The organism is Metabacillus idriensis (assembly GCF_009674765.1).
GTDB classification, from domain to species: Bacteria; Bacillota; Bacilli; order Bacillales; family Bacillaceae; genus Bacillus_P; species Bacillus_P idriensis.
Genome location: NZ_WKKF01000024.1, coordinates 1 through 13,535 on the forward strand (window position 1 = coordinate 1; position 13,535 = coordinate 13,535).

Annotated in this window: 15 protein-coding genes and 1 tRNA gene; 12 read left to right on the forward strand and 4 right to left on the reverse strand. The window is 37.9% G+C overall.

The window, feature by feature from the left end:
• Window positions 1-353: 353 nt before the first annotated feature.
• The 6 genes from GJU41_RS24190 to GJU41_RS24215 all read left to right on the forward strand — a co-directional run bounded on the left by GJU41_RS24190 (window position 354) and on the right by GJU41_RS24215 (window position 6,789).
• A complete protein-coding gene (locus tag GJU41_RS24190; RefSeq protein WP_070876608.1) occupies window positions 354-554 on the forward strand; it encodes a YqgQ family protein in 201 nt (66 codons plus the stop codon).
• A 65-nt stretch (window positions 555-619) separates the two neighbouring features.
• Window positions 620-1,588, forward strand: coding sequence for an ROK family glucokinase (locus tag GJU41_RS24195; RefSeq protein WP_070876609.1), 969 nt, complete (start codon window positions 620-622; stop codon window positions 1,586-1,588).
• A gap of 348 nt (window positions 1,589-1,936) precedes the next feature.
• Window positions 1,937-3,841 carry an LTA synthase family protein gene (locus GJU41_RS24200; RefSeq protein WP_070876610.1) on the forward strand — a complete coding sequence of 635 codons (1,905 nt, stop codon included), beginning with the start codon at window positions 1,937-1,939 and terminating at the stop codon, window positions 3,839-3,841.
• 300 nt (window positions 3,842-4,141) lie between these two features.
• Window positions 4,142-5,281, forward strand: a complete 1,140-nt coding sequence (locus GJU41_RS24205; protein WP_070876611.1) for a M14 family metallopeptidase — start codon at window positions 4,142-4,144, stop codon at window positions 5,279-5,281.
• A 63-nt stretch (window positions 5,282-5,344) separates the two neighbouring features.
• Window positions 5,345-6,448, forward strand: coding sequence for a YqgU-like beta propeller domain-containing protein (locus tag GJU41_RS24210; RefSeq protein WP_154319793.1), 1,104 nt, complete (start codon window positions 5,345-5,347; stop codon window positions 6,446-6,448).
• A 26-nt stretch (window positions 6,449-6,474) separates the two neighbouring features.
• Complete coding sequence (locus tag GJU41_RS24215; RefSeq protein WP_070876613.1) at window positions 6,475-6,789, forward strand: MTH1187 family thiamine-binding protein; 315 nt, start codon at window positions 6,475-6,477, stop codon at window positions 6,787-6,789.
• A 233-nt stretch (window positions 6,790-7,022) separates the two neighbouring features.
• Here the strand turns inward: GJU41_RS24215 and GJU41_RS24220 are convergent, their stop codons facing one another.
• Both GJU41_RS24220 and GJU41_RS24225 read right to left on the reverse strand, forming a co-directional pair.
• A complete protein-coding gene (locus GJU41_RS24220; protein WP_070876614.1) occupies window positions 7,023-7,196 on the reverse strand; it encodes a DUF2759 domain-containing protein in 174 nt (57 codons plus the stop codon).
• Between the two features lie 83 nt (window positions 7,197-7,279).
• Entirely contained in the window at window positions 7,280-7,744 is a 465-nt protein-coding gene (locus tag GJU41_RS24225; RefSeq protein WP_154319794.1) for a hypothetical protein, read from the reverse strand.
• Window positions 7,745-7,827: 83 nt separating this feature from the next.
• Between GJU41_RS24225 and GJU41_RS24230 the strand changes: the two genes are divergently transcribed.
• Both GJU41_RS24230 and GJU41_RS24235 read left to right on the forward strand, forming a co-directional pair.
• Window positions 7,828-8,460: an MBL fold metallo-hydrolase gene (locus GJU41_RS24230; RefSeq protein WP_154319795.1), complete on the forward strand. Its 633-nt coding sequence runs from the start codon at window positions 7,828-7,830 to the stop codon at window positions 8,458-8,460.
• Entirely contained in the window at window positions 8,450-9,559 is a 1,110-nt protein-coding gene (locus GJU41_RS24235) for a class I SAM-dependent methyltransferase (RefSeq protein ID WP_224771493.1), read from the forward strand. Before GJU41_RS24230 ends, GJU41_RS24235 begins: the two co-directional genes overlap by 11 nt.
• A 40-nt stretch (window positions 9,560-9,599) precedes the next feature.
• Here GJU41_RS24235 and GJU41_RS24240 read toward each other — a convergent pair whose 3' ends face one another.
• Window positions 9,600-9,845: a DUF2626 domain-containing protein gene (locus tag GJU41_RS24240; RefSeq protein ID WP_070876617.1), complete on the reverse strand. Its 246-nt coding sequence runs from the start codon at window positions 9,843-9,845 to the stop codon at window positions 9,600-9,602.
• Window positions 9,846-10,114: 269 nt separating this feature from the next.
• Between GJU41_RS24240 and GJU41_RS24245 the strand changes: the two genes are divergently transcribed.
• Both GJU41_RS24245 and GJU41_RS24250 read left to right on the forward strand, forming a co-directional pair.
• Window positions 10,115-10,495, forward strand: coding sequence for a Spx/MgsR family RNA polymerase-binding regulatory protein (locus tag GJU41_RS24245; protein ID WP_070876618.1), 381 nt, complete (start codon window positions 10,115-10,117; stop codon window positions 10,493-10,495).
• A 187-nt stretch (window positions 10,496-10,682) separates the two neighbouring features.
• On the forward strand, window positions 10,683-10,931 hold the full coding sequence (locus GJU41_RS24250) for a hypothetical protein (protein ID WP_070876619.1): 249 nt from the start codon (window positions 10,683-10,685) through the stop codon (window positions 10,929-10,931).
• 43 nt (window positions 10,932-10,974) lie between these two features.
• Here the strand turns inward: GJU41_RS24250 and GJU41_RS24255 are convergent.
• A tRNA-Gln gene (locus GJU41_RS24255) sits at window positions 10,975-11,046 on the reverse strand.
• 196 nt (window positions 11,047-11,242) lie between these two features.
• Here GJU41_RS24255 and comGA point away from each other — a divergent pair.
• Entirely contained in the window at window positions 11,243-12,310 is a 1,068-nt protein-coding gene (comGA, locus tag GJU41_RS24260; RefSeq protein ID WP_070876620.1) for a competence type IV pilus ATPase ComGA, read from the forward strand.
• Window positions 12,300-13,334 carry a competence type IV pilus assembly protein ComGB gene (gene comGB / locus GJU41_RS24265; RefSeq protein ID WP_070876621.1) on the forward strand — a complete coding sequence of 345 codons (1,035 nt, stop codon included), beginning with the start codon at window positions 12,300-12,302 and terminating at the stop codon, window positions 13,332-13,334. The genes comGA and comGB overlap by 11 nt, the downstream gene beginning before the upstream one ends.
• Window positions 13,335-13,535 lie beyond the last annotated feature (201 nt).

Sequence of the window (13,535 nt, forward strand, 5' to 3'; positions counted from 1 at the left end):
GTTTTTTCCAGTAAACATTCTAACCAAATTAACCTACGATGTTACGAGTAAGGAGCTAGTTTCGTTCATGATAACTCGGCGTTGCCTGTGGGGTCTCCCATTTTTGCTCTAATTCCCGCAGGAGTCAAGTTTATCCTCTGCAATCCACTCAAGTTTTTTAACATTTAGTCTAATAGCAACAATATTTACGAAAAGAGCCTTTTTTTATTTCCTGTTTTTTTGGCCCCAGATAAAAGCTTGCGGACGATTTCAGAAGATATCTGTCCTAATTGATGATAATTCTCTTGACGCATTACGACATTCCTTTATACTTTAATGTAGTTAGATTAAGCTTCATATGAGTAGGTGGGAAAGTGAAAACAATTTATGATGTTCAGCAGCTCTTAAAAAAGTATGGAACTATCATATATATTGGCGATCGCTCAGCTGATTTAGAACTGATGGAGATGGAAGTCAGACAGCTGTTTGAATCGAACCTTATCGAAGTTCAGGATTACCAGATGGCAGTGCTGCTTTTAAGGCAGGAGCGCCAGCGTGTAAAAGACAAAATGTAAGGCAAACCGTTCAGTAAATTGTGCAAACGGTTTCTTAAAAAATATAAAAAAGGATGACGTTGAAAATGACAGATAAATGGCTAGTAGGAATTGACTTAGGCGGAACAACAATTAAGATGGCGTTTATCAGCCATTATGGCGAAATGATCGAAAAATGGGAAATACCTACAGATAAAAGCGGAAAAACGATAACGACAGATATAGCAAAGGCAATCGATGCGAAGCTTGCCGAACTCGGACAAACAAAGTCCAAGCTTGCAGGAATTGGCATGGGAGCACCGGGTCCTGTGAATTTAGAAACAGGTCTTGTTTATGAAACAGTAAACTTAGGCTGGAAGAACTACCCGCTGAAGCACCATCTTGAAATTGAAACAGGCTTAAAAGCCGTAATAGACAATGATGCAAATATTGCAGCTATCGGAGAGATGTGGAAAGGTGCCGGAGACGGTGCCAAAGATGTGATCTGTGTTACTCTCGGCACCGGAGTAGGCGGAGGCATCATTTCTAATGGAACAGTTGTTCACGGCGTAAACGGAGCAGGAGGAGAGATTGGCCACATTACTTCTGTAGTAGAGGGAGGCGCACCTTGCAATTGCGGCAAAGAAGGGTGTCTGGAAACAATTGCTTCTGCAACGGGTATTGTGAGGCTTGCTGTTGAAAAGCTGCATCAGGACTCTGCACCAAGCTCGCTGAGAAAATTATATGAAGAGAACGGCAGCATATCTTCAAGAGATGTGTTCGAAGCATCTGAACAAGGAGATCAGCTTGCAGCAGAAGTTGTTGAATATATTACAAAGCAATTAGGTCTTGCTATTGCAAACTTATCGAATGGTTTAAATCCTGAAAAGATCGTTATTGGCGGCGGGGTTTCAAAAGCAGGTGAACACTTAAGAAAAAATACAGAAAAATATTTCAAGCGCTTTGCATTTCCGCGCGTGGCAGAAGGTGCTTCCATATCAATTGCCACTTTAGGAAATGACGCAGGGGTAATCGGCGGAGCCTGGCTTGTGAAAACAAAGCTTTCGACTGTTTAAGGCACATATAAAAAATAAAATAAATTATAATAAGAAGGAGCCCTATCTCGCATAGATAAGGCTCCTTCTTATTGTGATTAAATATTCTGAAAAGTTTTACTTTAATATTATTGAAACTTTTTTATGTTTTATACGTCTAACTATAGGGTAAAACGAATAAGCTGAACATTATTATTCTATCATCCTAGTGTAAGGGAAATGTTAAAAACGATTGATTTTTTGTTAAAGAAGTATTAAGATATGGTTTAGCTGTGATATTTCAGCCTAATTTATGGAAAAAATATTGATTTGTAATAAATAAAAAAAAATATATGTTACGCAGGTTCTAACGAATGAGGAGGTTATGAAATGCGTATAAAATCACTTTCAAAAATTTCATTTTTACTGATTGCGACATTGTTCATGTGGATAAAAACATACATTGTCTACAAAACTAGCTTCGACATTAAAATTGAAAACTTCACCCAGGAATTTATCCTGTTCATAAACCCATTAAGTTTTCTTCTGTTCATATTTGGATTTGGGCTGTTTATGAAAGAGAAAAATCGCAACAGGTACATTTTAGGGGCAAGCATTGTTGTCACTGCTGTTCTTATAGCCAACATTGTATTCTACCGGTTTTTTAATGATTTCTTAACGATTCCTGTTTTATTCCAGACAAGCAATATGGGTGATCTCGGAAGCAGTATATCATCATTATTTGAACCTTTTGATTTATTGCTTCTTGTTGATATCGTCATCCTCTTCTGGCTGATGAAACGTCCAAGATTTCAAACTGGAGCAGCTGTCACCAGAAAAGAAAAAACAGCTTTTTACCTTTTAGTAGCGGGGGTCTTTTTCTTTAACTTAGGCTTAGCTGAAACAGAGCGCCCTCAGCTTTTAACACGCTCTTTTGACCGTGAAATGCTTGTTAAAAACATCAGTGTTTATAACTTTCATGTTTATGATGGAGTCCTTCAGTCAAAAACATCTGCACAGCGTGCGCTGGCAGACAGCAATAGTTTGACTGAAATTGAAAACTATGTAAAAGCAAATAAAAAAGAACCAAATGATGAAATGTTCGGCATTGCAGAAGGACGAAATGTCATTATGGTTTCATTAGAGTCGACACAGAGCTTTGTCATCAACGAAAAAATTAATGGAAAAGAAATTACCCCATTCTTGAATGACTTCATTGGGGAAAGCTACAATTTTGATAATTTCTATCATCAAACTGGCCAGGGGAAAACTTCTGACTCAGAGTTTATTGTTGATAACTCGCTTTACCCTCTTGGACGGGGTGCAGTATTTTTCACAAACAGCAACAATGAATATGCAGCCACTCCGGAATTATTGAAAGATAAAGGCTACTACTCAGCTGTTTTCCATGCGAACAATAAAAGTTTCTGGAATCGTGACATCATGTATCAGGCTTTAGGATACGACAGATTCTTTGATGTAAATGATTATGAAGTAAACGAGGAAAATTCAGTAGGCTGGGGACTGAAAGACAAGGAATTCTTTGAACAGTCAGTTGATCATATGAAAGAATTGCCTCAGCCATTTTACAGCAAGCATATTACGCTCACAAATCACTTCCCATTCGAACTGAATGAAGAAGATAAAATGGTAGATGAGTTTAATTCTAACAGCAAAACATTGAATAATTATTTCCCGACAGTCCGTTACCAAGATGAAGCTTTGAAAAATTTCATTCAAAAGCTTAAAGATGAAGGGTTATATGAAAACTCAATTATTGTCCTTTATGGAGATCACTATGGTATTTCAGAAAATCATAATGCAGCAATGGGTCAATTCTTAGGCAAGGAAGTCACGCCTTTTGATGAAATTCAGCTGCAAAGGGTCCCATTTGTCGTTCATATTCCAGGTGTAACGGATAAAAAACCTGAAACGATTTCAGATGTTTCTGGTCAAATTGACATTCGTCCTACACTTATGCATTTATTGGGCATCGAGACGAAAGAAGAAATTGAATTCGGCAAAGATTTATTCTCGAAAGACAAATTGCCGTTTACTGTTCTTCGTGATGGAAGCTTCATTACAGACAAATTCGTCTATACAAGCGGAACATGCTACGATAAATCAACCGGTGAGCCTGCTGAAGATAAAAATGCCTGTGAGCCGTTTATGGAAAAAGCGAAGCAGGAATTAAATTACTCAGATAAAATTATCTATGGAGATCTTTTGCGCTTCTATGATGAAATGAAAAACGGAAAAGAAAAGAAAGAACCTGAGAAAGAATCCAATAAATAAGGAATCTAATAAGGAATCTAAAGCTTTGGCCTTGTGGCCAAAGCTTTTTTTTAGAGATAAGAAAGTATAAAATATTGCGCTTCTATGGCGAGCGGAATCACTCAGGCTCCTCGGCCAGAACGGATCCGCAAGTATTGGCAAAAAGCGCCTTTTCTGTCGGATCCTTATCTGTCATGCCTGCGCTAAACGGGCGCTTGCGCTTTTCTTATGTCAGTCTTTGTGACTGTTTAAAAGCGTTTAACAAGAATAGGGAAGTTGAATCATATGCTAATAATAACCAAAAGTCAGGGAGGAATCAGGATGAAAGTCAGAGCAGAAAAAAACACAACCCTAAAGGAGCTGTCGAGTATTTTGAACGTCCATGAGCAGCTGCTTTATGATTCGAATCCTCATTTGAATTCAACGTTTATAAAGTCCGGTGAAACATTCCATATCCCTTTTACTGAAAAATTGAAATGTCACATATCGTCCACTTCCAAAGAGACACCAGTAAGGAATATAATAGACTTTTATGAGGGTCATGATTCGTTACCTCAATCATCAGAGTTTATCCAAATTAAACGGGCATATGATTACAATGTTCTTCTTGAAGATCTGGCAAAAGTAACAGAAGCCTTTCCTTTTATAGAGAAGCGAACCATTGGATACAGCGTACTCGGCCTTCCTATATTTGAACTTTTGATTGGAACCGGCACAAAGAAGGTTCACATGAATGGATCGTTTCATGCAAATGAATGGATTACAACATCCGTTTTAATGTGCTGGCTTCATGAGTATCTCGAAGCAGTTGTAGAGGGAGGCGCATTTGAAGGGCACGCTGCGATGGAACTGTATCAAAATACGTCTTTATCTTTTGTTCCGATGGTTAACCCGGATGGGGTGCAGCTGGTGATCAATGGACTGCCTGCTGAGCATTCTCATTACCAATCCGTCCTGTTCATGAATAACAACAGTTTAGATTTCGAGCAATGGAAAGCCAACATTAATGGAGTAGATCTAAATAACCAGTATCCTGCTTACTGGGAGATAGAAAAGGAAAGAAAAATTCCTAAATTTCCTGCATCGAGAGATTATCCTGGAGATGCGCCCCTTACAGAACCGGAATCTATTGCAATGGCTAAGCTTGCAGATGCACGCGACTTTGATCTCATAGTGGCTGTACATACCCAGGGTGAGGAGATCTACTGGGGATACATGAACTGTGAACCGGAGGAAGCATTGGCCATTGTGACCGAATACAGCCGTCTCAGCGGGTATAAAGCTATAAGAAATATAGACAGTCATGCAGGTTTTCGGGATTGGTTTATTTATGAAAAGAAAAAATGCGGTTTTACCATAGAACTTGGCATTGGCGTCAATCCGCTTCCGCTAAATCAATTTGATGAAATTTATGAAAAGAGCAGAGGGATTTTCTGGGCTTCTTTATATTCTTTAAAATGATGAAACAATTAGGTGACTGAAACGTAATACTAGATGTGACAGATAAGAGGGGAGTATTTGTTGATGAGATTCAGAATAACACTACTAGCATTCATAACGGCAATAATATTCACTGGCTGTTCACAGCAATCTCATCAACCTCATGATGTTTCTGAACTCGCAGAGATACGAAAGCCAGCAACAGTAGAACGATACATTTCTGTAGATTTTCTTGAGGAAAAAAATCTTATTCCCATATCGGATGAGAATTTCTTTTCAGTTGAAGGCTGGCTTGATAATCAGCATGTCCTTTATTTAAGCGAGACTGCGGAAAAATCAACGGTCTATAAATATAACCTCTTTACAGGTGAAAAAGAGAAAGTCTTCGAATCGGCAGCATCAATCGTGCAGCTCGAATTGAATCCAGATAAAAACTTAATTCTTGTTCACGCCAGTCCATCGAGCTTTGAAGCAGAAATAACGATTATTGATCCAATGGGCAATGTGAAGACGAAACGGTCTATTCCTTCTTCTGAGCTTACTTTTTCATGGAGTCCGTCCGGAGAACGTTTATTTTTGACCTCTTTTGATGAAAACTGGACGTTTCAAACTTTTATCTTGAATATGAGCGATTTCTCATTAGATAAAAATCCTGTGGAAATTCCATTCATTCAGTGGCTGTCCGATGAGGATGTAACGTATCTGAAATGGGATGAAGCGGAACCTCAATTAACAGCTCCTTTATATAAGCATTCATTAGTGAGTAAGAAAGAAGTTTTGATTGAAGAACATATTATTTCTCACGCGAATTTTAAAGATCTTTCATTTGCTGTTGTAGTTGAGAATGAAGAAGAATCAATCGGTTCTTATACTTTTTATGATGAAAATTATGAGGATTACATCTATTCTTTTGATGAAGAGCTGCTGCCGCTATACTCGGAATGGCTTGTTCCTGAATTCGATTATTCAAGCAGAAGCGGCCTGTTTTATACATTTGTTCCAGCAGAAGAAAATAAATTCAATTTAACAGCCGTTGATCCTAAAAATAAAAAAACAGAGATTGTTTTAAAAAATATTGATAACAGCGACATCAAACTTTCTCCAAACGGTGAACTGGCCTTGTACGGCTCCTATTTAGAAAAGGTAATTAACTTGAAAGACTCTGAAATTAAAGGTATTGTAAAGTGAAAACCCTTCAGGAGGCGGTAGAGTATATGGCAATTGCAGACGTAACTGTTATTCCGATAGGCACTGAAACGGCAAGTGTAAGCGAATATGTCGCTGCTGTTCAATCAATTCTTAAAGAATATGAACGCGAGGGCAAAATTAAATTTCAGCTTACTCCAATGAATACAATTATTGAGGGTGAGTTATCTGATTTGCTCGATGTTATTAAAGCCATTCATGAATCACCGTTTGAGAAGGGGATCCAGCGTGTAGCTACTAATATCCGCATCGATGACCGCAGAGATAAATCTTCAACGATGGAGAGCAAGCTAGACAGTGTAAATCGTCATTCAAAGCTATAAGCAATTCCGGAAAAGAAAAAGCGGCTCTAGTCTATTTCTGCTTGCGCAGACTGACTCGAGCCGCTTTTTTTGAATTTAAGAGGTAAGGAAGTATAAAATTTTGCGCTTTGATGGCGAGCGGAATTGCTCAGGCTCCTAGGACAGAACGGATCCGCAAGAAATGGCAAACAGCGCCTTTTCTGCCGGACCCTTATTTGTCTGCCTGCGCTAAACGGTCACTTGCGCTTTTCTTATTAATGCGCAGTCGGAAATCCATGATGGATGATAGTCATAAAAGTGAACCATCCAAATACTGCAAGAGTACCTCCGGCAAAGACGATGCCAAGTACGTTTTTGCCTTTAAACGAGCGGTAAAGTCCGTATGCAGACAGTAATGTAACTAGAGCGAATATAATAACTAATCCCATTTTTAAGCCCCCTGACGTATGTAAGTCTTTTTTTAATGGTGAAATGTAATCAGAATGAAAAACAAAATATTCCTTTTAATATTTTAAACGTTTTCATTCTTTTTGTCGAGGTCGAAATCAACCGTTACTTCATATGATTGAGCAATTTTTTGAACAAGCTCAGAGTCATTGCTGCCGGCATAAAACGTCTGATCACTGACAGCAAGTAAATGTTCTTCGATTTGCAGGATGCACATTTTCATCTGAGTGAACTCAGGTGATTTGAACTGAAAATGGCAAACCATTTCTTTGAATAAGTAGTGATTGCCTGACTCTGAAATCATTCCATAGTCAGTAAAAGAGCCGTATATCTCTGTGGGATGCAGCTTTATTAATTCGTGCATTTCTTCATAGATGTTTTTGGAAATAAATTGATTTTTTAATAGGATTGCCTGCTTGTAACAATCTGTTATCAGTATACTGCCATCTGAATCACAGTATTCATAGTCGGAAATGATGTCTTTAACATCTGCGTCTGAATGAAATTCGACTCCGTAATACACTTTCACCCCGCATTTCACTCCCTAATCATTTAGTTCAACATGAGTTTAGTGTAAAATAGAAAGAAAAATCATGCAATCGGGGTGTTTATATGAAATGGGAGCAGATGCCTTTAGGCCCTCTCCAAACGAATTGTTATCTAATAGCAAATGCTTTGAAAGAATGTCTTGTCATCGATCCTGGAAGTGAAGGCAGAAAGTTAATTCAGCATATTCAAAAAAGAGGATTGAAGCCAATCGCGATTTTACTGACACATGCACATTTTGACCACATTGGAGCTGTAGATGAAATACGGGATCAATTTAAGATACCAGTATATATTCACCGACTAGAAAAAAAATGGCTTTCTAATCCAGCCATGAACGGTTCAATTGCATTTATGTCACAGACCATATCTGCACGTGAAGCAGATCACACAATTGACCAGGAAGACACACTCACATTGGGCTCTTTTTCCTGTCAAATATACGAAACACCTGGACATTCACCAGGCAGCATTTCTTTTTATTTTAAGGAAGGCGGCTTTGTTGTTTCAGGGGATGCTTTATTTGCAGGCAGTATCGGCAGAACTGATTTGCCGCAGGGTGATCATGGTCAGTTAATTAAAAGCATTCATCAAAAGCTGCTTACTCTTCCAGAGGATACAATTGTTCTGCCTGGACACGGACAAGATACGACAATCGAACTCGAAATGGAAAGCAATCCATATTTAAATGGCTTTTAAAGAAAAGATGATTCAGCCTGTTATTGACTATATAAATAAACAAGGCGGAGCGATCACTTACTCAGAATACATGAATCTTGTCCTCTATCATCCCGAGCTCGGCTATTATTCAAAAAGAGAAAAGAAAATCGGAAAAGATGGGGATTTTTATACGTCTAGCAATGTTTCTGATGTCTTTGCAAAAGTATTTGCCAATCTGTTTGCAAGGCTCGTTAAAATCGGGGCTGTTGAGCCCTTCTTTTGTGAGCTGGGCGGGGGAACAGGAAGATTTCTTTCAGCCATGCTCCGTGAATGGGAAGAGATATCTCCAGAGACATTCAAAGTACTGAAGGTATATTCTGTTGAAAAAAGCGGATATCACAGAGAACTTCAATCAGCCAGTGTTAAGCTGAACTGTCATACATCTATATCTTCTATAGATGATCTCCCAAAACCTTACAGCGGTATATTATTTTCAAATGAACTGTTCGATGCCTTTCCTGTAGAGGTGATAGAAAAAAATAAAAACCAATTGTTTGAAGTGTGTATTTCCTTTAATCAAGAAAATGAACTTGTTGAAAAACGTGTTCCTTTAAAAAATGATAAAATAAAAGATTACTTAAATTGGCAGGTAATCGAGCTTTGTGAAGGACAGCGCTTTGAGATACCGCTCGCCATGCTCGAATATTTAGAGAAGATAAATGCCTTAGCTCATCAGGCAGTCATTGTTACAATTGACTATGGATATACAAATAAAGAATGGCAGCATCCAGCTAGATATGAAGGAAGCATGCGGGGGTACTTGAGGCATAGAATGCTGACTCCGCTTGTGAACCCTTTTGAAATGGATCTGACTGCACATATCCACTTTGATGCACTAGAGAAAAGAGCAGTTGAGTTTGGCTGGAATATGCTGAAAAGCGAAAGGCAGGATCTATTTTTGGCGAACGCAGGAATTCTCTCATACCTTAAGGGAAATGGAGATTTAAATCCTTTTGGGGAAGCGGCCAAGCAAAATAGAGCGATCAGAAGTTTAATTATGCCGGATGGGATGAGTTCTTCTTTTCAAGTATATATACATGAAAAAGGAACAAACCTTCTTGAAAAAGATATCTATTAAAAAAAGTGAGCTGCCACTAGCAGCTCACCTTTTTTATTTATTAATGTCCGCCCTGTCCAGGCACCATCATAAATGTTGTCCAATATGTAAAGCCTACGAAGAAAACGGTTAAATATGCTCCAAAAATGTAAATATACATGCGTTCAGATAATTTTAAATAAGATAAAAGCACGAAAAATCCAGTCTGTCCGAAGAATAATAATGAAGTCGTTTTCATATCTCCCAAATAAAACATGACAGCAAAGATGCCAGTCCAAAAGCCTAATACTCGGAACATGCGATCCATATGTCAATCCCTCCTTTGTTTAGTCCCTAAGTCCATCACTTTTTTTATTATAATGTACGTCCAATACCATTGTAAATAGCGTTTACATTCTAGAAGTGCCATTTATGTAACAAAGTGTAAACTTTTTATTAAAAAAACATAGTTATTCCAAGGTTTATCGCTGTACAAAAGTTAAACAAATGCTGTACAATGAATTTAGAAAGTAAGAATTGCTGTCGGATAAGCGTTTTTTAAAACAAACCTTATACAAGAATGGGAGATGAAGAACAATGAACGAGTTACTATTTTATAGTTATCCAAGCTGCACGTCATGCAGAAAAACTAAACATTGGCTAAAAGCGCACAATATCGAATTCAGTGAAAAGCATTTGTTTCGTGAAACTCCTTCTTATACAGAACTTCAGAAAATTCTTCAGCTTACAACAGATGGCATGGATGAGATTTTAGCTACCCGCAGCCAAACGTATAAAGATTTAAATTTAAATATTGATGATCTTCCTTTATCCGATGTCATAAAACTGATCATTGACGAGCCTAAGCTATTAAGAAGACCGATTATAACAGATGGAAAAAAGCTGGTCGTTGGTTATAATCCCCAAGCTCTGACAAAACTTGCAAAGAAGAAGGAAGTTCATAAATCTGTATCATAATTTATAAAGAACGTTTTGTTCTTTATCGGAAACGAAAAAGTGAGAATAAAAGAGGAATAGTCAGAAATACGAAGTAAATATAAAATATATTAGGAAATCAACCATTTTTAGCCATTTTCAATCCGCCAATTTCTTTGTATAGTGAATACAAATAGTTCATTATAAAGAACAAGAAGGTGGAGCTAAAATGACAGAAATTCAATTCTTTTTAGAGGGCATTGGCAATAGGAATGTAGCAACTGACTATTCAAGCCCAAATTATATTTCCAATGAAATAAGCATTGAGAAAGCCTCAAAGGATTTCGCTAAAAAAAACAAACTTAAATACATCGATCATGAAATTCTAAACAGCGGTTACCGGGTATATTATATGAAACCGTCATTGCTTAAATCCAAGCGCAAGCCGTACATTTATTACGCCAAAAGAGAAGCCTAAAAAAACCCTGCGTACATTCGCAGGGTTTTTCGCGCTTAATGAACTGGGCTAGCTGGATTCGAACCAGCGCATGACGGAGTCAAAGTCCGTTGCCTTACCGCTTGGCTATAGCCCAATGAAAATCTCTAATCATTATTGACAAAAGAACCAAAATTATACAATCAGGCTTGAAATTTTTATTTTATCTGGAAGATTATGAAATTATCAGACGGGAAAACATCTAAAATGGATGAAAAAACTGCATTTTCAGGATGTGCATTTTGAAAGGAAATCAAGTACGCTTTGTTTAATTGTTCAGAAAGGAGGATGTCATGAATTCAATCGAATTATTAAGTGAAAGAATTGTGGAAGAAGCGTGTTCATTACAAGCATCAGATATCCATTTTGTTCCGAGAGAAAAGGATGCCGTTATTCAATATCGTATAGATGATGATCTTATCGAAAAGCGCTCCATCAGAAAAGAGGTATGTGAACGGATTATCGCACACTTTAAATTTTTGGCCTCTATGGATATTGGAGAAAGAAGAAGACCGCAAAATGGTGCTTTGGCCCTTTCAAATGAAACCATAGATGTTCAGCTCCGTCTGTCAACGCTTCCAACAATCTTTGAAGAAAGTCTTGTGATCCGCATACTTCCAAATGAAGTTATTCCCTCACTGGCGCATCTTTCTCTGTTTCCCCACACAGCAAATAAGCTTCTCTCCTTTATTAACCACTCTCATGGTCTGATGGTATTTACCGGCCCAACTGGCTCAGGGAAAACCACCACTCTTTATTCTCTGATTCATTACGCAAAAAAACATTTTAACCGCAGCATTATTACCCTTGAAGATCCTGTTGAAACAAAAAGCTCTGAAGTCTTGCAGGTACAAGTTAATGAAAAGGCCGGGATTACTTATGCCGTTGGATTAAAAGCTATTCTTAGGCATGATCCCGACATTATCATGGTAGGTGAAATCAGGGACAGAGAAACAGCTCAAATTGCCGTCAGAGCAGCGCTGACAGGACACTTAGTATTATCAACGATGCATACAAGAGATGCAAAAGGAGCTATTTACAGAATGCTGGAGTTTGATGTCAGTTTATCTGAAATAGAACAAACATTTTTAGCAGTTGTGGCACAAAGGCTTGTAGCGGTAAAATGCCCTTTTTGCGCAAATGTTTGTTCTCCGCACTGCAAAAAGATGAGAAAGTCCAGACGGCTTGGAATTTTCGAGATGCTTTATGGGAAAAATCTCACTCTCGCATTAAAGGAAGCCAGGGGGGAAGAAGTAGATTGTGACTATACAACCTTAAAAGATGTGATTAAAAAAGGAATCGCGTTAGGGTATTTATCTAATCAGTCTATGCAAAAGTGGACATATCAGTATGAAGATTAAAAAAAAGTGGCTGATAAAAGATCAGGCAGTGTTCTTAAATAGACTAAGCGATCTTTTAGAAAAAGGATATACACTCAATGAAGCAATGAAATTCACATCGATTGATTTAAATGAGGAGAAGAAACAAGCTGTTTTCTTTTGCCTGCAGGAATTATCCAAAGGAGTTCCTGTCCGCACAGCTTTTGAAAAGCTGAGCTTTCACACTGAAGTGCTAAGTTATTTGTACTTTGCAGAACGGCATGGAGATCTTGAAATAGCTCTTAGAGAAGGAGGGGAAATGCTCAGACGCAAACTTGTTCAGCATGAAAAAATGAAGAAAGTACTGCAATATCCCCTTTTCCTCTTTTTTACAATTGGCATTCTTCTGTATATTTCCCAGTCAGTTATCGCTCCGCAGTTTCAGCAAATCTATCATTCCATGAATATAAAGCCAAGTATATTGACTGAAATTCTATTTATGATTTTTGAGGGAACTAAGATTTTTATTGTATTAATATTCCTTCTATTTGTATTAGGCAGCATTTTTTACATCAGTTATTTTAAAAAGCTGCCTCCTCAGGAAAAAATGAGATTTGCGATAAAAATTCCGCTCTGGAAGAAATTTGTGATCCTTATTAATAGCTACTACTTTTCCCTGCAATTAAGCAATTTACTGAAAGGCGGCTTATCTATATATGAAAGCCTGACGGTCTTTGAAAATCAAAATTTGCTCCCTTTCTACAGGGATGAAGCTTCCTGGTTTATTGAACATCTAAAGAAAGGGGAGCGATTTGAGGGTTTAGTTGAACGAAACTCATTTTATGAAAAAGAAATGACCCAAGTAATTGGGCACGGACAAGCAAATGGGAATTTAGCGAGGGAGCTCTATACTTACAGTCAATTTGTCCTCGAGCGCATTGAAGGCAAATTAATGAAATGGATCATGATGATTCAGCCCGCGGCTTATTTGGCAGTGGGAGTGACGGTTTTATTGATGTATTTATCAATGATTTTGCCAATGTATCACATGATGGAAGCTTTATGAAAAGACTCTTTTCGTAAATATTGTTGCTATTAGACTAAATGTTAAAAAACTTGAGTGGATTGCAGCGGATAAACTTGACTCCTGCGGGAAATAGAGCAAAATGGGAGATCCCACAGGCAACGCCGAGTTATCATGAACGAAACTAGCTCCTTACTCGTAACATCGTAGGTTAATTTGGTTAGAATGTTTACTGGAAAAAAC